Below are 18,265 nucleotides of genomic sequence, written 5' to 3'. Positions count from 1 at the left end.
AAATGCGTACTGCCAAGACAGGAGCGAGGATCTCCCCATGACGGATTCGACCGGCTGGTCCACGCCGAACCCGGACGAGGACCCACGGCGAGGTGGCCAGCAGCCGGGACAGGGACCGCAGCAGCCGCAGCAGCCTCAGCAACCGCAGTATCCGCAGTACCCGCAGCAGGGTGGGCCCGGCCCCGGGTCGCCGCTCGGACACGGCAAACCGGGGGTGATCCCGCTCCGGCCGCTGAGCCTCGGCGAGATCCTGGACGGTGCCATCACCACGATGCGCAGGCACGCCGGTGTGGTGTTCGGCGCGTCGGCGGTGGTCGCGCTGCTGAGCGCCGTGCTGTACCTGATCGCGGACCTCTCCGTGCTGGACTCGCTGAACCAGGCGGTAACCATCGACGAGAACGCCCCGCCGGAGGAGCAGCTCGACCAGACCTTCACCGCGCTGCAGGACAGCCTCGCCAGCAGCGGCGTGGCCGCCCTGATCACCGTGCTCACGCAGACGTTCCTCGCCGGTTTCCTCACCGTCGTGGCGGGCAAGGCCGTGCTCGGCCAGTCGATCAGTGCAGGTGAGGCGTGGACGGAGCTCAAGCCGCGGCTGCTGCCGCTGTTCGGGCTGACCCTGGTGGTCACGCTCGCCGTGATGGTCGGCCTGTTCCTCTGCATCCTGCCCGGCATCTGGGTCTACGTGCTGCTCGCGCTGGCCACCCCGGCGCTGCTGCTCGAACGCGGCCGGGTCGGCGGGGCGCTGCGCCGGTCACGCGAGCTCGTGCGGGGTGCCTGGTGGCGCGTGTTCGGGGTGCTCATCCTCGCCACGATCATCGCCATCGTGATCAGCCTCGTCATCCAGATCCCGTTCGGCGCGTTCGGCGGCACCTTCTCCATGGACACCGGCATGTCCGTCGGTGACCTGCTGATCGTCCGGATCGGTGAGGCGATCGCGCAGACGATCACCGTGCCGTTCGTCGCGCTGGTCACCGCGCTGCTCTACATCGACCAGCGGATGCGCAAGGAGGGCCTCGACCTGGAGCTCGCCCGCGCGGCGGGCACGGCGTAGCGGCGGTGCTGCTCGCCGACGTCCCCGTCGAGATCGGCCGGGACGAGGCCCAGCGGGCCGCCCGCACCGAGCTCTCCGACCCGGCCTACGACGCGGCGAGTCCGGGGCCGCTGGTCACCGCGCTCGATTGGCTGGCCGACCGGCTGGCGGACCTGTTCAGCCTCGTCGGCGCGGTACCCGGCGGCCCCGGCGCGCTCGTGCTGCTGGTGCTGCTGCTCGTGCTGCTGGTGCTGGTCGTCCGGCTGCGTGCCGGACGGCTGGCGCGGCACGGGCGGCGGCGGAGCGGCGCGGTCTTCAGCGGTACGCGCCGTTCCGCTGCCGACCACCGCGCCGCCGCCGACGGGGCCTGGTCCCGGGGTGAGCTCGCCGACGCCGTCCGGGAGCGCTTCCGCGCGATCGTGCGCGACCTGGAGGAGCGGGGCGTGCTCGACGAGCGGCCCGGCCGGACGGCCGACGAGGCCGCGGCCGACGCCGCGCGCGGCCTGCCGGACGCCGCCGGGGAGCTGCGCTCGGCCGCGCTGCTGTTCGACGCCGTGCACTACGGCGGGGCCGCGGCGGACGAGGACGACTGCCTGCGGCTGGCCGCGCTCGACGAGCGGCTGCGGGCGAGCAGGCCGGTGAGCCTCGCATGAGCGCACCGGTCTCCCCGGACACGCGGCGGGCGTGGCGGGCGGCCCGCACGCCGGTGGCCATCGTGCTCCTGGTCGTGCTGGCCGGCGTGGTGCTCGCACTGGTGCGTGGTGGTGACGATCGCGCGCTCGACCCGCGCTCCTACGGGCCGGGCGGCGCGCATGCACTGGCCCGGTTGCTCGACGGCCAGGGCGTAGGTGTCGAGCCGGTGTTCCGCGCCGACGAGGCGGCCGCGGCCGGGGGCACGCTGCTGGTGACCCGCCCGGACCTGGTGCGGCCGGAACGGCTGGCGGCACTGGCCCGGCAGGCGGCGAGCGTCGTGCTGGTCGAACCCTCGGAGGAGACACTGCGGGCCGTCGCGCCCGCGCTCGACGCCACCGGCCCGCTGAACGAGCGGGTGCGGCAGCCGGGTTGCGCGCTGCCCGCGGCCGTCGAGGCAGGTTCCGTCGTGCTCGGCGGCACCGGCTACGACGGCGGGCAGAGCTGCTACGGCGGCGGGCTCGCGCGCGACGGCGACGTCACCGTGCTCGGCGGCGCGGGCCCGCTCAGCAACGCCGCGCTCGCCGACGAGGGCAACGCCGCCCTGGCGATGCGGCTGCTCGGCGAGCACGAGCGTCTCGTCTGGTACATCCCTTCGGCGGGCGACCCCGGCCTGCGGGCCGGGGAGGAGTCGCTGTACGGCCTGCTGCCCAGCGGCTGGGTCTTCGGCGCCGTGCAGGCGGGGATCGCGATCGTGCTGCTCGCACTGTGGCGGGCCCGCAGGCTCGGCCCGGTGGTCACCGAACCGCTGCCGGTGGTGGTGCGCGCCGCGGAGACCGTCGAGGGCAGGGCGCGGCTCTACCGGCGGGCCGGCGCCGCCGACCACGCCGCGGAGGCGCTGCGCCGGGCCGCCCGCGAGCGGCTGCTCCCGCTGCTGGGCCTTCCCCCCGACGCCGAACCGCAGGCGGCGGCCACCGCGATCGGCCACCGCGCCGGCCGCCACCCCGCCCAGGTCGGCGCCCTGCTGTACGGTCCGCCACCGACGGGCGACTCCGCACTGGTGGAACTGGCGGACGCCCTGGACGCACTCGAGAATGAGGCAGGACAGTGACAACCTCGACAACCTCAGCGACACCGGCACCGCCGCCGGAGCCCGACGCCCGGCAGGCCCTGATCGCGTTGCGGTCCGAGGTCACGAAGGCCGTCGTCGGAAACGACGCGGCGGTGACCGGGCTGATCCTCGCCCTGCTGTGCCGGGGGCACGTGCTGATCGAGGGCGTGCCCGGCGTGGCGAAGACGCTGCTGGTGCGCACGCTCGCGGCCGCCCTCGACCTGGAAACCGCGCGCGTGCAGTTCACCCCCGACCTGATGCCGGGTGACGTGACCGGCTCGATCGTCTACGACTCGCACTCGTCGGAGTTCACCTTCCGCGAGGGGCCGGTGTTCACCAACCTGCTCCTCGCCGACGAGATCAACCGCACCCCGCCGAAGACCCAGTCGGCGCTGCTGGAGGCGATGGAGGAGCGGCAGGTGTCGGTCGAGGGCAAGGCGCGCGCGCTGCCCGCCGAGTTCATCGTGATCGCCACCCAGAACCCCGTCGAGTACGAGGGCACCTACCCGTTGCCGGAGGCGCAGCTCGACCGGTTCCTGCTCAAGCTGGTCATGCCGCTGCCGCCGCGGGAGGACGAGATCGGCATCCTCACCCGGCACGCCGAGGGCTTCGACCCGCGCGACCTCGGAGCGGCCGGGGTCGGTGCCGTCGCCGGGGCTGCCGACCTGCGGGCAGGCCGGAAGGCCGTGCGCGGGGTCACCGTGGGCCATGAGGTGATCGGCTACGCGGTGGACCTGTGCCGCGCGACCAGGTCGGCGCCGGGCGTCCGGCTCGGGGTGTCGCCGCGCGGCGCAACGGCACTGCTGGCGGTGTCCAGGGCGTGGGCCTGGCTGTCCGGCCGCGGGTACGTCACGCCGGACGACGTGAAGACGCTGGCCCGTCCCGCGCTGCGGCACCGCGTCGAGCTGCGCCCGGAGGCCGAACTGGAGGGCGCCACCGTCGACGGGCTGCTGGAGCGCGTCCTCGCCACCGTGCCGGTCCCGCGCTGAGGGTGGAAGGGTGATCGACGTGACAGCTTCGGCCCGGATCCCGGCCGCGCGGCTCGGATAGCCATGGCTCTCACCGGAAGGGCCGGCCTGCTCGCCCTCGCCGGCGCGCTCGTCGTGGGCCTGCTGCTGCCGCACTGGACCGGTGTGCTCGTGGTGTCCGGCGTCGTGCTCGCCGGTGTGCTCGCGGACCTGCTGCTGGCGGGGAGCGTGCGGCGGCTCGGCTTCTCCCGGTCGGGAGCGACGGCCGTGCGGCTCGGCGAGGAGGCGGAGGTGACGCTGCGGGTGCGCAACCCCGGTCGCAGGGCGGTGCGCGGCACGCTGCGGGACGCGTGGCCGCCGAGCGCGAGCGCCCGCACCGGCAGGCAGCCGATCGATGTGCCGCAGGGGCAGGCGCGCCAGATCGTGACGGTGCTGCGGCCGACGCGCCGGGGCGACCGCAGGGCCAGCCGGGTGACCGTGCGGGCGACCGGTCCGCTGGGGCTGGCCGCCCGGCAGGGTTCGCACGAGGTGCCGTGGACGGTGCGCGCGCTGCCGCCGTTCCACAGCAGGCGGCACCTGCCCGGCAGGCTCGACCGGCTGCGCGAGCTGGACGGGCGCAGCGCCGCGCTGGTGCGCGGGCAGGGCACCGAGTTCGACTCGCTGCGGGAGTACGTGGCCGGCGACGACGTCCGCTCGATCGACTGGCGCGCGACGGCACGAGCGGCCGACGTCATGGTGCGCACGTGGCGGCCGGAACGCGACCGGCACGTCGTGCTCGTGCTGGACACCGGGCGCACGGCCGCGGGACGGGTCGGTGACGGCACCCGGCTCGACGCCGCGATGGACGCCGCGCTGCTGCTGGCGGCGCTGGCCTCGCGGGCGGGTGACCGGGTGGATCTGCTCGCCTACGACCGGCAGGTGCGGGCGAGCGTGCAGGGGGCGCCGGCCGGGTCGCTGCTGCCCGCGCTGGTGGAGGCGATGGCGCCGCTGGAGCCCGCGCTGGTGGAGTCGGACGCGCGCGGCATGGTCGGCGAGGTGCTGCGCCGCACCCGGCGGCGCTCGCTGGTGGTGCTGGTGACCGGCCTCGATCCGGCGCCGATCGAGCAGGGCCTGCTGCCGGTGCTGCCCTCGCTGACGGCGCGGCACCGGCTGCTGCTGGCGGCGGTGGCCGATCCGGTGGTGGCGGAGATGGCGCGGGGCCGGGGCGACGCCGAGGCGGTGTACGGCGCCGCGGCCGCGGAGCGCACGCTCGCCGAGCGCCGCCACGTCACTGCGCTGCTCGGCAGGCACGGCGCTGAGGTCGTGGACGCGGTGCCGGAGGAGCTGTCGCCGGCGCTGGCCGACCGCTACCTGGCACTGAAGGCCGCAGGCCGCCTCTGACCGGGTGCACTGTTTCCGCAGGTCACCGGTCGTGAGTGCGGAGTCGTGTTCTAACTCGTGTGCACACTCACGAGAGGTGACCAGGCACAACGCCGCGCGTGCCTGCTCAGCACGGCTTGCGGCACACGTAGAGGGAGTCCATCGGGTTCTCCGGCACGTCGGGCACCTCGATCTCGGTGAAGCCCGCCTCGGCCAGCATCGTGCGCGCGAGCCGCTCACCCCAGACCGTGCCGCCCGGCGCCGCCGCGCGCCAGCGAAACGGTGAGGCAGTGCAGCGTGCTGATCGCGTACAGCAGCGGCGCCAGCGGGTTCGTCAGGTTCTCCTCCAGCTCGCTCGACGCCTTGATGTCCATCATCACGAAGTGGCCCCCTGGCACGAGCGCTCGTACACGCGCCGCAGCACGTCCGCGGGCGCCGCCTGGTCGTGGATCGCGTCGAAGGCGAAGATCGCGCCGAACGGCGGCTCGACCGGCAGCGCGACGACGTCGCACACGACGAACTCCGTGTTGGCCAGCCCCCGCTCGGCCGCCTCGGCCCTGGCCTTGGTGACGGCGTCGGCGCCGAGGTCGTAGCCGGTGAACGTCGAGGCCGGGAAGGCCGCCGCCAGCAGGTTGACCGCGTGCCCGGTGCCGCAGCCGATGTCGGCGACGCTGGTTCCCGCGCTCAGCAGGGCGGGCAGTTCGCCGGTCAGCGGCAGGATGCCGTCGACCAGCTGCTCGTCGAAGAGCCCGCGGCTGATGGCGTCCATGACGTCGGTGCTCGGCCGGAACTCCTCGTACGGCACCCCGCCGCCCTCCCGGAACGCCCGTGCCACGCCGTCGACGTGCTCCCCGAGGTGGGCGTTGACCAGGCTGACCGGCGCCAGGTTGGCCGAGCCGCCGCCGGTGAGGCAGACGGCGTGCTCCGCGGGCAGCGTGTAGGTCGCCGAGGCGCCGTCGTAGGTGAAGATCCCGCCCGTGGTCAGCGCGCCGAGCCACTCCCGCACGTAGCGCTCCTGCAGCCCGGCCCGTTCGGCGAGCCCGGCACTGGTCGCCGGGCCTCTGGCGGCGGCCTCGAACAGCCCGGTCCGGTGGCCGATGTGAATGAGATGGCTCAGCAGCCCGCCGGTGTAGAGCTCGAAGAGGCGCCCGGCGAAAGCCTCGGCCCGGTCGTGGTCCACAGTGGATGCCGATGAGGTGGTCATCGCAGGCTCCTCGGCTCGATGCAATTCGCTGCACCGGACGTTAGGCGGCGACGCCCCGGCACATCGGTCCAACCGGGGCCAATTTTGTGGCGCACCGTGGGTCGTTCTTCCCACGCGCGGAGCGCTCAGCCGGCCACCGGGGCCTCGTCACCGGCGGCGCGGGCGTCCACGTCGCCGGTCTCACCCTCCGCCGCCGCGCGCCTGCCGAGCACGAACACGTAGGCGAGGAACGCCGCCTCGGCGGCCACGCCGATGCCGACCCGCGCCCATGTCGGCAGCCCCGACGGCGTCACGAACGCCTCGATCAGCCCCGACACCAGCAGTACGACGACCAGCCCGAGCGCGATCGCGACCACCGACCGGCCCGCCCTGGCCAGTGCCGCCGACCGGGTCAGCCCGCCAGGGTCGAGCACCGTCCAGCCCAGCCGCAGCCCGGTCCCGGCCGCGACGAACACCGCCGTCAGCTCCAGCAGCCCGTGCGGCGCGAGCAGGCCGAGAAAGAGCTCCCCCCGGCCTGCCGAGGTCATCAGCCCGATACCGACACCGAGGTTGAGCGCGTTGGTCCACAGCACGAGCAGCACCGGCAGGCCGAGCAGCACCCCCAGCACCAGCGAGGCCGCGGCGACCTGGGCGTTGTTGGTCCACACCTGCGCGGCGAACGAGGCGGCCGGCTCACTGGAGTAGTACGCCTCGTAGCCACCGCCGGGCTCCGTCATCGCGCGGATCTCGTCCGGTGCCGCGATGGTCGCGCGCACCCGCGCGTCGCTCGCGATCCAGGCCGACAGCAGCCCGGTGACCACGGTGAACACCACGGTCGTCGCGACCCACCACGGCCAGCTGCGGTACACGGCGGCCGGGAACCGGCGCGAGAAGAACAGCCCCACCTCCCGCCACGCGGGGCTGTGCGTGCCGGTCACCGCGGAGCGGGCCTTCGTGACCAGCGAGGAGAGCCGGGCGAGCAGCGCCGGATCCGGGCTCGTCGAGCGCACGATCGACAGGTGCGTCGCGGCGCGCTGATACAGCCGCACCAGCTCGTCGGCCTCCGGGCCGCGCAGCCGCCCGCTGCGCCGCACCAGCTCTGCCAGCCGGTCCCACTCGGCGCGGTGCGCGGCGACGAACACATCCAGATCCACGCGAACACACCCCTGCCTGTCCGGACAACGCCTGCCGAAACCATACTTTCCGGGTGCCGCACGAATCCGACCTCGTCACGGGTGACGCCGTGGTGCTGGAGCTACGGCTCGCCCGCTCGGCGACCCGGGCGCTGGCGATGGCGATCGACATCGCGGTGCAACTGGTGGCCCTCGTGGTGTTCGCGGTGCTGCTGGTGCTGCTCGGCGAGCTGGACAACGCGCTGCTCGGTGCGCTGATCATCGCCGGCCAGATGCTGGTGCTGATCGGCTACCCCGCGATCTTCGAGACGCTCAGCCGGGGCCGCACGCTCGGCAAGCTGGCGCTCGGCCTGCGCGTGGTGCGGGAGGACGGCGGCCCCATCCGGATGCGGCACGCGCTCACCCGCGCCCTGGCCGGCGCCTTCGTCGACTTCGGGCCGTTCTGGATCTGGAGCGTCATCGGGTTCGTGACGTCGCTGAGCTCCCGCAAGGCCAAGCGCGTCGGCGACTACCTGGCCGGCACGGTCGTCATCAGGGAGCGGGCACCGGAGGCCGCGGCGCCGACGATCGGGATGCCGCCTGCGCTCGCGTCGTGGGCGGCCCAGCTCGACCTGACCAACCTGCCCGACCCGCTCGCCCTCTCCGTCCGCCAGTACCTCGGCCGCTACGGGCAGCTGACCGAGGCCGCGCGCGAGCATGTCGGGCGGCGGCTCGCGGACGAGGTGGCGGGGCACATCGGGGCTCCGGTCCCGCCGCAGGTGCCCGCGTGGGCCTACCTCGCCGCCGTGCTGGCCGAGCGGCGCGCCCGCGACCACGCCCGCGCGAGCGGCATCCCGGTGGCGGGCGGCCACGCCCCGCCCCAGCCGTACCAGCCCTACCAGCAGAGCCAGCCCTACCAGTCGCCCCAGCCCTACCAGCCTTACCAGCACAGCCGGCCACCACCCGCTCCCTACCTTCCGCGTGAGCAGGACGGCGGCGACGGCCCGTTCGCCCCGCCGGGCTGAGGTTCTCGGGTTCTCGGGGAGGCGTTCAGGCCGTTCAGGCCAGTGCCCCGGCGATCAGCTCGTCGCTGAGCTCGCGCAGCCGCCGCCGGGCCGCCGGGTCCAGTGCCTGTGGATGCGGCTCCGCCTCCCGCGTGCCGTTGAAGTAGCGCCCGCTGACGCCGTCGACGTCCGCGTCGGTGATGAGCCGCAGGGTCGCCGCGCCGCCCTCGGCGACGCTGCTCGCCGGTTCCCTGCCGGACTCCCGGACCATCGTGGTGTCCATGAACGTGGCCGGGTGCAGCGCGTTCACTGTCACGCCGGTGCCTCGCAGCTCGTCCGCGAGGTCGATCGTGAACATGACCTGCGCCAGCTTGCTCCGCATGTAGGCCCGCATCCCGCCGTAGCCGTGGCGCAGCTGCGGATCGCCGAAGTCGATCTCCTCCTGCCCGGCCGACGCGACGTTGACAATTCGCGCCGGTGCGCGCAGCAGCGGAAGGAGCTTGTGCGTCAGGTGGAACCCGGCGAGGTAGTTGACGGCGAAGCGCAGCTCGATGCCGTCGGCGCTCTCCGCGCGCCGGGACGGGTCCGCCCCGGCGCCGATACCGGCATTGTTCACGAGCACGTCCAGCCGGTCGTGGCTCCGGCCGATCTCGTCGGCGAGCCGGTCCACCTGCCGCAGGTCGGCGAGGTCGGCGCGGACGACCTCGGCACCGAGGTCGGTGCGCAAGCGGCGCAGCCTGCCGGCGTCGCGGCCGTGTGCGATCACCGCCGCGCCCGCGGCGCTGAGCTCGCCTGCCAGGTACCGGCCGAGGCCGTCGGTGGCGCCGGTAACGAGGATTCGTTGCTCTGTCAAGGGTCTCATCGATCAGCCCCGATCAGTTCCGTTCCCGATCACGCGGCCGTCGCCGCGCCTCCCGTAGGGTGTCGTCATGGCCGTACCCGAGCTACACAGATTCACTCTCGACAACGGCCTGCGAGTGGTGCTCGCGCCCGACCGGACGGCTCCGGTCGTCGGTGTCAGCGTGCACTACGACGTGGGCTTCCGCTCGGAACCGGAGGGGCGCACGGGGTTCGCGCACCTCTTCGAGCACCTCATGTTCCAGGGCAGCGAGAGCCTGGAGAAGCTGGCGCACTTCCGTTACGTGCAGAGCAGCGGCGGCGTGTTCAACGGCTCGACGCACCCGGACTACACCGACTACTTCGAGGTCCTGCCCTCGGCCGCGCTGGAGCGGGCGCTGTTCCTCGAGGCCGACCGGATGCGCGCACCGAAGCTGACGGCGGAGAACCTGGCCAACCAGATCGACGTGGTCAAGGAGGAGATCCGGCTCAACGTGCTGAACCGGCCCTACGGCGGGTTCCCGTGGATCCTGCTGCCGCCGGTGCTGTACTCCACGTTTCCCAACGCGCACAACGGCTACGGCGATTTCACCGACCTCGAACAGGCTTCGCTGGACGACTGTGCCGCCTTCTTCGACACCTACTACGCACCCGCCAACGCGGTGCTCACCGTCGCGGGCGACCTCGAGGTCGACCGCGCGCGCGAGCTGATCGACAAGCACTTCGGTGACGTGCCTGCGCGGCCGAAACCGGCGCGCCCTTCCTTCGCCGAGCCACGGCCGGGCAGGGAGCTGCGCGGCAGCCACACCGATCCGCACGCGCCGCTGCCCGCGCTCGCCGTCGGCTACCGGATGCCCGACCCGGTCAACGAGCTCGACGGCTACCTGGCCAATCTGGTGCTGGCCGGGCTGCTCAGCGACGGCGACGGTTCGCGGCTGCAGCAGCGGCTCGTGCACCGCGAGCCGCTGGTCACCGACATCAACGCGGGTGCGGGCCTTTTCGGCCCGTTCGAGGCGCGCGACCCGGACACGTTCTCGGTCACCGCCGTGCACCCGCCGGACGTCAGCCCCGAGCGGGTACTGGGAGCGCTCGACGAGGAGCTCGACGCGCTGGCCGTCACCCCGCCCGGCGAGCAGGAACTGGCCAAGGTGACCGCGCGCTGGAGCGCGAACCTGCATTCCGAGCACGACCGGCTGATGTCGCGCACGCTCGCGCTCGGCTCGTTCGAGCTGCTCTACGACGATCCCGGGCTGGTGTACGGGCTGGCGGACCGGATCGCGGCCGTCACCGCGGAGGGCGTCGCCGAGGCCGCGAAGGCGCTGCGCCCGGACGCGCGCGCCGTGCTCGTCGTCGAACCGGATCAGGGAGGTACCCAGTGACTGCCGTGTCCCACCGCAGCGCGGAGGAGATCGGCGCCACGCCGCACGGTCCGCGCGCCGTTCCCGCTCTCGGCGAGCAGCGTGCCGTCGCGGACATCACCCACGCCGACACCGTCCTCGGCAACGGGTTGCGCGTGCTCGCCGTGCGCAAGGCCAACGTGCCGCTCGTCGAGCTGCGCCTGCTGATCCCCTTCGCGGGTGAGGCGCCGATGCACCCGGCGACCGCAGAGGTACTGGCGGAGTCGATGCTGACCGGCACCGCCCGCCGCGACCGCGTCGCGATCGACACGGAGCTCGCGCTGATCGGCGGTGAGCTTGGAACGAGCGTCGATCCGGAGCACCTCGCCGTGTCCGGCGGGGCGCTGGCCAGCGGATTGCCCACGCTGCTGGACGTGCTCGCCGACACGCTGACCGGAGCGTCCTATACGGACAGTGAGGTGCGCAGGGAGATCGATCGTGTCGTGGAGCGGCTCGCCGTCGCGCGGACGCAGCCGAGGGTGATCGCCCGCGAGGCGTTGCAGCGCCACCGCTACGGCGACCACCCCTACACGCGTGAGGTGCCCAGGGCCGAGGACGTCGCCGCCGTGACGCCGGAGGACGTGCGCGCGCTGCACACCGCTTCCGTGCTGCCCCGGGGCTCGACGCTGGTGCTGGTCGGCGACATCGACCCGGACACGGTCACCGGTGACGTGGAGCGGGCGCTCGCGGGCTGGGAGGCCGGCCGTGCGGCCGCCGAGCTGCCTCCGCTGCCCGAACTCGCGGGCGGCGACGTCCTGCTCGTCCCGCGCTCGGGCGCGGTGCAGTCACAGATCCGGCTCTCGGCGCAGGCGCTGCCCCGGACCGATCCGCGGTATCCCGCGCTGCAACTGGCGAACTTGGCCTTCGGCGGCTACTTCTCCTCCCGGCTGGTGGAGAACATCCGGGAGGACAAGGGCTACACCTACAGCGCGCACTCCGGCTTCGAGTTCACCGGCGCGAGCGCCACCGTGCAGGTCGAGGCCGACACCGCCAACGAGGTCACCGCTGCCGCGCTGCTGGAGACCCGCTACGAGCTCGGCAGGCTCGGCCTGGTGCCGCCGACGGCCGACGAGATCGAGTCGGTACGGCAGTACGCGATCGGCTCGCTGCTCATCGGCCTTTCGTCGCAGGGCGGGCTGGCCGGGCAGCTCTCCGCGCTCACCGCGGTCGGGCTCGGCCCGGAGTGGCTGGCCGGACACCCGCAGCGGGTCGCCGACGTGAGCTCCGACGAGGTGGTCCAGGCGGCGCTGGACTTCTTCGCGCCCAGCCGGTTCACCGGGGTCGTCGTCGGTGACGCCGACACGCTCGCGCCGCAGCTGACCGCGCTCGGCGGGGTCAGGGTGGAGTCGCCGCGCCCATGAGCAGCCCGCCCTTCCAGCTGGGCGCTTCTCCGGCCCTTTCCCGGTCCACCGCGAACCGGCAGGAGGAGCTGCGGGCCGATCCGCGGCGGCTTTCCGGGCGATGGGCGGACGCGCGGGTGGTGCTGCTCGACGACAAGGGGCGCTCCCCGGTGCCCGCCGAGCACGTCACCGGCGCCGCGGCCACCGACGTCCCGCTCGCCACGCGCAAGGCGCTGGACTTCGGCACCGAACCGCCGGAGGACGCCGTGTTCCTCGGCGAGTGGCAGGACGCGGACTACTGGGTGCTGCCCGGCGATCCCGGCGCCGACGCCGAGACGGCCGGCGTGCGGAGCGGCTGGGGCGTGTGGCAGGAGGTGCCACGCACCGGCGACGAGGTGTGGATCGACCTGCGCGGGTTCGGCTCCCAGCTCGACGACACCTCCGCCGGGTTGTTCACCACCGCGATGGCGCTGCGCAACTGGCACCGCCGCGCGCGGTTCTGCGCCAGGTGCGGCGAGCGAGCCCACCCGCTCCACTTCGGCTGGGCGACGCGGTGCGCGGGGTGCGGGCGCGAGGAGTACCCGCGCACCGATCCGGCGGTGATCTGCCTGGTGCACGACGACGCGGGCACCAACGGCGAGCGGGTGCTGCTGGCCCGGCAGCCGATCTGGCCGCCGGGGCGGTACTCGGTACTCGCCGGGTTCGTCGAGGCCGGTGAGTCGCTGGAGGGCTGCGTGGAGCGGGAGATCCGGGAAGAGGCGGGCGTCGACGTGCGCGACATCCGCTACCTCGGCAGCCAGCCGTGGCCGTTCCCTCGCTCGATCATGCTGGGCTTCGCCGCGCGGGCCGACGCCGGGGCACCGCTGGTTCCCGCGGACGGCGAGATCGAGGACGCCCGGTGGGTCCCCCGGCACGAGGTGCGCTCGGCCTTCGCGGGGGAGCACGCGGACCTGCTGCTGCCCGGCAGCGCGTCGATCGCGTACGTCATGCTCCGGGCCTGGGCCACGGCCGATCCCTGAGCAGGCCCGCGACGATCTCCCCGGCCGGTGCCGCCACGTCCACCGTGCACCCGGGCTCGTCGGCCCCGAGCGGTTCCAGGTCGGCGAGCTGCGAGTCGAGCAGCGACACCGGCATGAAGTGGCCCGAGCGGGTGGTCATGCGGCGCGCGATCAGCTCCCGCCCGCCCCACAGGTGCAGGAACCACGCGGGACCGCCCGTGCGCAGCGTGTCCCGGTAGCGGCGTTTGAGGGCGGAGCAGGTGACCACGCCACCGCGCTCGGCGTGCGCGCCGATCCATGCGGCGATCGCGTGCAGCCAGGGCAGCCGGTCGTCGTCGGTGAGCGGGGTGCCCGTGGTCATCTTCTCGATGTTCGAGCGCGGGTGGAACTCGTCCGCCTCCGCGTAGTCCACCCCGAGCGCGGTGGCCAGGGCCGTGCCCACCGTGGTCTTTCCCGACCCGGACACGCCCATCACGACGATGACGGTCACCGCGCCTCCTTTCTCCTCCGGCGCCGTGCACCGGCGTCGCCACCGGCTCCTGGGGCCAACGTACGTGCATTGGCCGATCCAGTAATCTCGGCCCGCACGGACATCCGAAAATGGGGGCGACACGGGGTGAGCGGGGCACGGGCGGCCGGACTGTTGTTGGGTGTGCTGGCCGACGGCGCGGTCGGTGGCAAACAGCGCGGGCGGCCGGTGGGCGGCGCCGCCACGGCCACCGCGGTGCTGTTCGGTGTGGCCGCCGGGCGCGCGGGCCGCGGGCGCCCGGTGCTGCGGGCCGCGAGCACGGCGGCCGCCACGTGGGCCGTGCTCGGAGCCGCGCGGATCGCGGCCGACGGCACCCAGCTCGCGCGTGACCTGGAGACCGGTGAGCTGCGGAGTGCCCGCGGGATACTGTCCGCGCTGGACACGCGTTGCACGGACGAACTCGACGTCATCGGACTCTCCCGCGCCTCGGTGGAAGCCGTCGCCGAGCACACGTCCGACCAGGTGGTCGCGCCGCTGGCGTGGGGTGCCGTCGCGGGAGTGCCCGGCCTGCTCGGTTCCCGCGGGATCACCGCGCTGCGCAGGCGTGCCGCCGGGTGGGGGCCGCGCTACCGCTGGGCCGGCTGGGTCCTCGCGCGGCTCGACGAACTGGTGCACCTGCTGCCCGCCCGGGTGGCGGCGGCGCTCACCGTCGCGGCGGCCCCGGTGGTGGGCGGTTCGGCCGGTGCCGCGTGGCGAGCGTGGCGGCGGGACACGGCGGTGCATCCCAGCCCGAACGCGGGCCGCGTCGAGGCCGCGTTCGCCGGGGCGCTGGAGATCCGGCTCGGCGGGCGCACCGTGTACCCGCATGGTGTGGTCGAGCTGCCGGTGCTCGGCGACGGCCGCAATCCCGACGCCGGGCACGTGACGCGGGCGGTGGAGCTGTCCCGCGTGGTCGGCTGGCTGGCCACCGCCGCATCGGCGGTGTTCGCCGTGCTCGCGGGCCTCCGCGGCCGCTGACCGGCTGGCTGGTTTCAGCCCGGCGGCGTACGCCGGAGCACCTGCGCGCGGGCGGCGGCGTCGAATCCCTCCGCGCGGCAGGCCAGCCGCTCGCCGATCCGCTCGCGCTGCGCGACGTCCTTGTTGCCGCCGAACTTGAACTTCGCGCGGACGCCGGTCACCGTCAGCTCCACTCCGCGGATGCCGGGCAACCTGCGCCGGTCCTCCTCGTCGCCGGTCCGCACCGGCACCCGGGTGCCGGGCTCCTCGAAATGGGCGAGCTGCCGGGTCAGCAGCGCCGCCTTCCGCCCCGGGTCGTCGATCACCCGCGCCGTGCACTCCAGCTGCACCGACGCGTAGTAGGAGGTGGGGACGCGCTTCGCGGGGTCGGTGCCCGGTGCGGCGTTCCACCCGGCCGGGACGTAGGCGTAGTCGCCGGTCACCGTGAGCAGCGCGTGCGGGTTCTCCTCCAGCAGGGGCCAGATCGGGTTCGCCCGCGCCAGGTGCAGCCACACGGCCGCCGCGCCGTCGTACACGAAGTGCGTCGGCTGGACGACCGGCAGGTCGCGGCCGCGCCCGGCCGCGACCAGGTGGCCGAAGTCGTGCCCGGCCAGCCAGTCGCGCCATTCGGCGTCGTCGGTCGCACCGTCCCAGGGATGGATCAGCATGACCTCACCCTGCCGGGCCGAGTGGATATCGAAAAGTGCCACTGGCGCCCAAGATGCAAGGACCACTTTTGCGGGTTCAGTGCTCCCGGCGGCCGGGCGGGACCGCGGCGGTGTCCTCGGTGTCGGCAGTGTCTTCGGTGTCCTCGGCGAGCATCTGCGCGACCGACCTGCGCCGGTCCGGACGTGGCCGGTCGGTGCCCAGCGCGCCACCCGGCCGCAGCTCACGGACGGTGAAGTACAGCCAGGCCAGGACGGCCATCGTGCCGAACGCGATCCACTGCAGGGCGTAGGAGAAGAACGGGCCCGCGTCGAGCTTCGGCAGCGGCAGCGGGTCGAGCACGCCGGGCTGCTCCGGCTCCAGCTGGAAGTAGCCGGGCCGGATGTCCTGCCCGGTCGCCTCACCGACCACCGCGGAGCTGACGGCGTAGGCGTGCAGCCTGCCGCCCGTGGAGTCGTTGGCGAACGCCGTGCGGTCCTGCGGGTCCACCTCGTCGCGGCGCACCCGCGCCGTCACCTCCACCTCGCCTGAGGGCGGCGCGGCGTAGGGCGGCACGCGGGTGCGGTTGTCCGGCCGCACGTAGCCGCGGTCGATCAGCACGACCTGCCCTTCGGTGGTGCGCAACGGCGTCAGCACCTCGAACGCCGGCTCGCCCTGCACCGTCCGCAGGCGGGCGATCACCTCGTCCCCGGCCAGGTAGGTGCCGCGGATGAGCACCCGCGACCACTCGGTGCCGTCGTCCGGGGCGCGGCCGGCGGGCAGCACCTCGGCCAACGGCCGCGGCGCGGCGGTGAAGGACTCCTGCAGCGCGGCGTTGCGCACCTCGCGCTCGTCGTCCCGGCTGAACTGCCACGGCGCCAGCAGCGTGTAGCAGGCGGTGGCGAAGGTGAACACCACCAGCGTGAGCGCCAGCCAGCTTGGCCGGAGCAGGACTTTCAACCGCACACTGCAAAGGTATGCGGTGCCGCCGCGGTCCGGCACACAGCCCTCCGCGACGCGGCGCGGCTCACACCGCGGGCGCGAGACCCTCCCACCGCACGACCCAGCCGCGCTCGCGCGGGAACCCCGGCGCGTGTTCCCGCGGCCCGTCGCTCCAGCCCGCGCACATCATGGCCACCGCGTAAAGCAGCCCGCCCACGGCCGGGAAGTACGGCGAGGGCACGCCGGACTTGCTGCTGGCGGGCAGGCCGGTCTCGGTGAACTCGAACGTCTCGCGCAGCAGGAAGTCCACCGCCCGCTCCCGGTCGCCGAGCCTGGCCGCGTTCATCGCCAGCAGCGGGAAGTCCCAGGTGTAGAGATCGTCGAGCGGCCACGACTCGTACACCTTCCGCGCGGTCGCGCGCATCGTGGCCACGTCCACCCCGTCGCCGGGCAGCATCGCGTAGGGCGCCACCGGGTCCGGATGATCGGTGGTGTGCTCGGTCCACATGTTCTCGACGCCCTCGTAGAGAACGTACACGCCCTCCTGCACCGGTAGCGGCGCCAGCCCGGCGAGCACGGCGTCCCAGTGCGGCTCCCGCGGCAGCCCCAGCCGTTCCCGCCACCGCTGGGCGATCCGCAGGCCGAACCGCCAGTAGGACAGCTCGAACGCGGGATTGGTGGTGATCGCGGGATCGTTCTGCTCGTTGGCCGTGATGATCGGCGGCCCGAGCACGTACCGGCCGGTCTCCCGCTCCAGGTGCGCGAACGAGGCCATGAACTCGGCCGTCTCGAACAGCACGGTCCGCCACTTCTCGAGCGTCGCGCGCCGCGGGTGCGCCCGGTAGTCGAGCTCGGCGAGGAAGGCCGGATGCGGCTGCTGCCACAGCAGCAGCGTGTTCTGCAGGCCGGGCGACTGGCGCCCGTCGGCGGTGGTCATCTTCGGCCAGCGCGCACCCCGGAAGCCCTGCTCGGCGGCGCGACGGCGGCCCGAGGGCAGGAAGCGGCGGTAGATGTCGGTGCCGCGGTCGAGCAGGGGCCAGCGGTTCCACAGCGCGTAGTGCGCGGCGTGCCAGAGGTACATCTCCATGTGGAACTTGCCGTACCAGCCGTTGTTGACGAGGCCGGACTCCTGCGGCGGCTCGTCGCCGGCCTCGTTGAGGGCGAGGTGGTACTGGCTGAGCACCACGCGCCGCTCCAGCTCGCGCCACCGTGGGTCGGTGCTGCCGGAAAGGTCCACCGCGCCGCCGGAGCGCCAGAACCGGGGCCACCAGTGGGCGCTGGCGGCCGAGACGGCGGGGGCGGGCGGGGCAGGCCGCGCCTGCCCCGCCGGGGCGAAGAGGCAGCTCACCGCCAGCTGGTCGGTCGTGCCGCCGGTGAGCTCGTAGCGGTGCCGCCGGTCGGCCGCCCGCGAGAGCCTGCCGTGGCCGGACCACGCCACGCTCGCCTGGTACTCGGTGTCGTCCAGCCGGTGCGTGATCGCCGCGCGGCCGGGGCCGCGCCCGCGCAGTTCGGTGACGTGTGCGTCGGGGCGGTCCCAGAAACCCACGTACGGCGCCGAGAACTTGCCCTGGCCCGCGGCGGTGGCGTAGGGGAAGTCGAGGAAGACCGAGAGCCGGGCGAGCCGGACCAGCGGCGAGGTCACGGTGACCGCGACCGCGTCCGCGCCGGGGTGGCACACCGTCTCCACCTCGACCGGCACGCCCTCCAGCGAGAAGCTGCTCAGCAGCCGTCCGGTCCACAGTTCCAGCCGCTGCCGCTGCCCGGTCAGGTCCGCTTCCGTCGCCTCGGTGCCGTCCGCCTTGAGCAGCCGCATGCCCAGCCGGCCGAGGTTGATCCGATGCGGGTTGCCGCGCAGCCACTCGTACAGCTCCGGCTCGCCCGCCTCGTCGGTCCAGTACCGGACCGGCCTGCCGTAGGTGTCCCAGACCGTGCCCCGGTAGTCCTCGATGCGCTTGCCCTCGGGCAGCGGGTCCTCGTGCCAGCCCCAGTCGGACATGGTCGCGAACGGGGTGAACGTCTGCAGGCCGGTGATGTCGGCGCCGAAGGCGAACCGGCCGTTGCCGACCTGGACGGGCAGCTCCGCGTCGTTGCGGGTTCGCACGACGTCGTGCCGGCTGACGAGCGCGTGGCGGTCGATCACCGGGGTGCCCGCCGCCCGCGCCTCCGCTCCGAGCACCCGCGCGATCAACGGCGTGGCCGCCGCGCCGCCGATTCCCTGCAACATCGCTCTGCGCGTGACCATGC

At 73.9% G+C, this 18,265-nt stretch carries 18 protein-coding genes; 10 read left to right on the top strand and 8 right to left on the bottom strand.

Going from position 1 to position 18,265, the window contains the following annotated elements; translation table 11 throughout:
* Window positions 1–37 precede the first annotated feature (37 nt).
* From JAP66_RS22945 to JAP66_RS22925, 5 genes are all read left to right on the top strand, one after another.
* On the top strand, window positions 38–1,051 hold the full coding sequence (locus JAP66_RS22945; RefSeq protein WP_199433895.1) for a YciC family protein: 1,014 nt from the start codon (window positions 38–40) through the stop codon (window positions 1,049–1,051).
* Window positions 1,052–1,056: 5 nt separating this feature from the next.
* A complete protein-coding gene (locus tag JAP66_RS22940) occupies window positions 1,057–1,683 on the top strand; it encodes a DUF4129 domain-containing protein (protein WP_199433894.1) in 627 nt (208 codons plus the stop codon).
* Complete coding sequence (locus tag JAP66_RS22935) at window positions 1,680–2,771, top strand: DUF4350 domain-containing protein (RefSeq protein WP_199433893.1); 1,092 nt, start codon at window positions 1,680–1,682, stop codon at window positions 2,769–2,771. The genes JAP66_RS22940 and JAP66_RS22935 overlap by 4 nt, the downstream gene beginning before the upstream one ends.
* On the top strand, window positions 2,768–3,760 hold the full coding sequence (locus tag JAP66_RS22930; protein WP_199433892.1) for an AAA family ATPase: 993 nt from the start codon (window positions 2,768–2,770) through the stop codon (window positions 3,758–3,760). Before JAP66_RS22935 ends, JAP66_RS22930 begins: the two co-directional genes overlap by 4 nt.
* A 63-nt stretch (window positions 3,761–3,823) precedes the next feature.
* A complete protein-coding gene (locus JAP66_RS22925; protein WP_199433891.1) occupies window positions 3,824–5,119 on the top strand; it encodes a DUF58 domain-containing protein in 1,296 nt (431 codons plus the stop codon).
* A 215-nt stretch (window positions 5,120–5,334) separates the two neighbouring features.
* Here JAP66_RS22925 and JAP66_RS32355 read toward each other — a convergent pair whose 3' ends face one another.
* The 3 genes from JAP66_RS32355 to JAP66_RS22915 all read right to left on the bottom strand — a co-directional run bounded on the left by JAP66_RS32355 (window position 5,335) and on the right by JAP66_RS22915 (window position 7,435).
* On the bottom strand, window positions 5,335–5,478 hold the full coding sequence (locus tag JAP66_RS32355; protein WP_235999305.1) for a hypothetical protein: 144 nt from the start codon (window positions 5,476–5,478) through the stop codon (window positions 5,335–5,337).
* A complete protein-coding gene (locus JAP66_RS22920) occupies window positions 5,475–6,302 on the bottom strand; it encodes a class I SAM-dependent methyltransferase (RefSeq protein ID WP_235999304.1) in 828 nt (275 codons plus the stop codon). Before JAP66_RS22920 ends, JAP66_RS32355 begins: the two co-directional genes overlap by 4 nt.
* A gap of 125 nt (window positions 6,303–6,427) precedes the next feature.
* Complete coding sequence (locus JAP66_RS22915) at window positions 6,428–7,435, bottom strand: stage II sporulation protein M (RefSeq protein ID WP_199433890.1); 1,008 nt, start codon at window positions 7,433–7,435, stop codon at window positions 6,428–6,430.
* 53 nt (window positions 7,436–7,488) lie between these two features.
* Here JAP66_RS22915 and JAP66_RS22910 point away from each other — a divergent pair, with 53 nt between their 5' ends.
* Window positions 7,489–8,418: an RDD family protein gene (locus JAP66_RS22910; RefSeq protein WP_199433889.1), complete on the top strand. Its 930-nt coding sequence runs from the start codon at window positions 7,489–7,491 to the stop codon at window positions 8,416–8,418.
* A 34-nt stretch (window positions 8,419–8,452) separates the two neighbouring features.
* On the opposite strand, the gene JAP66_RS22905 is transcribed toward JAP66_RS22910, so the two are convergent.
* A complete protein-coding gene (locus JAP66_RS22905; protein ID WP_199433888.1) occupies window positions 8,453–9,259 on the bottom strand; it encodes an SDR family NAD(P)-dependent oxidoreductase in 807 nt (268 codons plus the stop codon).
* A gap of 67 nt (window positions 9,260–9,326) precedes the next feature.
* Here JAP66_RS22905 and JAP66_RS22900 point away from each other — a divergent pair, with 67 nt between their 5' ends.
* The 3 genes from JAP66_RS22900 to nudC are packed head-to-tail and all read left to right on the top strand — an operon-like array spanning window position 9,327 to window position 12,990.
* Window positions 9,327–10,613 carry a M16 family metallopeptidase gene (locus JAP66_RS22900; protein ID WP_199433887.1) on the top strand — a complete coding sequence of 429 codons (1,287 nt, stop codon included), beginning with the start codon at window positions 9,327–9,329 and terminating at the stop codon, window positions 10,611–10,613.
* Window positions 10,610–11,992: a M16 family metallopeptidase gene (locus JAP66_RS22895; protein ID WP_199433886.1), complete on the top strand. Its 1,383-nt coding sequence runs from the start codon at window positions 10,610–10,612 to the stop codon at window positions 11,990–11,992. Before JAP66_RS22900 ends, JAP66_RS22895 begins: the two co-directional genes overlap by 4 nt.
* Window positions 11,989–12,990 (top strand): NAD(+) diphosphatase, encoded by a 1,002-nt coding sequence (nudC, locus tag JAP66_RS22890; RefSeq protein WP_199433885.1) that lies wholly within the window; start codon window positions 11,989–11,991, stop codon window positions 12,988–12,990. The genes JAP66_RS22895 and nudC overlap by 4 nt, the downstream gene beginning before the upstream one ends.
* Here nudC and JAP66_RS22885 read toward each other — a convergent pair.
* Complete coding sequence (locus tag JAP66_RS22885; RefSeq protein WP_199433884.1) at window positions 12,956–13,459, bottom strand: gluconokinase; 504 nt, start codon at window positions 13,457–13,459, stop codon at window positions 12,956–12,958. The two genes, nudC and JAP66_RS22885, sit on opposite strands and share 35 nt — an antisense overlap.
* Before the next feature lie 126 nt (window positions 13,460–13,585).
* Between JAP66_RS22885 and JAP66_RS22880 the strand changes: the two genes are divergently transcribed.
* Window positions 13,586–14,455, top strand: coding sequence for a cobalamin biosynthesis protein CobD/CbiB (locus JAP66_RS22880; protein WP_199433883.1), 870 nt, complete (start codon window positions 13,586–13,588; stop codon window positions 14,453–14,455).
* Window positions 14,456–14,469: 14 nt separating this feature from the next.
* Here the strand turns inward: JAP66_RS22880 and JAP66_RS22875 are convergent, their stop codons facing one another.
* The 3 genes from JAP66_RS22875 to JAP66_RS22865 all read right to left on the bottom strand — a co-directional run bounded on the left by JAP66_RS22875 (window position 14,470) and on the right by JAP66_RS22865 (window position 18,263).
* On the bottom strand, window positions 14,470–15,102 hold the full coding sequence (locus JAP66_RS22875) for an FMN-binding negative transcriptional regulator (protein WP_199433882.1): 633 nt from the start codon (window positions 15,100–15,102) through the stop codon (window positions 14,470–14,472).
* Between the two features lie 76 nt (window positions 15,103–15,178).
* Window positions 15,179–16,045 (bottom strand): SURF1 family cytochrome oxidase biogenesis protein, encoded by an 867-nt coding sequence (locus tag JAP66_RS22870; protein WP_199433881.1) that lies wholly within the window; start codon window positions 16,043–16,045, stop codon window positions 15,179–15,181.
* Window positions 16,046–16,106: 61 nt separating this feature from the next.
* Window positions 16,107–18,263: a hypothetical protein gene (locus JAP66_RS22865; RefSeq protein ID WP_199433880.1), complete on the bottom strand. Its 2,157-nt coding sequence runs from the start codon at window positions 18,261–18,263 to the stop codon at window positions 16,107–16,109.
* Between the last annotated feature and the right edge of the window lie 2 nt (window positions 18,264–18,265).

Origin of the sequence: Qaidamihabitans albus (assembly GCF_016464705.1) — a bacterium.
GTDB classification, from domain to species: Bacteria; Actinomycetota; Actinomycetes; order Mycobacteriales; family Pseudonocardiaceae; genus Qaidamihabitans; species Qaidamihabitans albus.
Note: the sequence above shows the minus strand (reverse complement) of the source record. Positions and strands in the feature narration are given on the sequence as shown.

Excerpts from the sequence above, each read along its gene's own strand:
- nudC (WP_199433885.1), top strand. The coding sequence starts at position 11,989 with ATGAGCAGCCCGCCCTTCCAGCTGGGCGCTTCTCCGGCCCTTTCCCGG.
- JAP66_RS22900 (WP_199433887.1), top strand. The coding sequence starts at position 9,327 with ATGGCCGTACCCGAGCTACACAGATTCACTCTCGACAACGGCCTGCGA.
- JAP66_RS22945 (WP_199433895.1), top strand. The coding sequence starts at position 38 with ATGACGGATTCGACCGGCTGGTCCACGCCGAACCCGGACGAGGACCCA.
- JAP66_RS22875 (WP_199433882.1), bottom strand. The coding sequence starts at position 15,102 with ATGCTGATCCATCCCTGGGACGGTGCGACCGACGACGCCGAATGGCGC.
- JAP66_RS22865 (WP_199433880.1), bottom strand. The coding sequence starts at position 18,263 with ATGGTCACGCGCAGAGCGATGTTGCAGGGAATCGGCGGCGCGGCGGCC.
- JAP66_RS22905 (WP_199433888.1), bottom strand. The coding sequence starts at position 9,259 with ATGAGACCCTTGACAGAGCAACGAATCCTCGTTACCGGCGCCACCGAC.
- JAP66_RS22925 (WP_199433891.1), top strand. The coding sequence starts at position 3,824 with ATGGCTCTCACCGGAAGGGCCGGCCTGCTCGCCCTCGCCGGCGCGCTC.
- JAP66_RS22935 (WP_199433893.1), top strand. The coding sequence starts at position 1,680 with ATGAGCGCACCGGTCTCCCCGGACACGCGGCGGGCGTGGCGGGCGGCC.
- JAP66_RS22920 (WP_235999304.1), bottom strand. The coding sequence starts at position 6,302 with ATGACCACCTCATCGGCATCCACTGTGGACCACGACCGGGCCGAGGCT.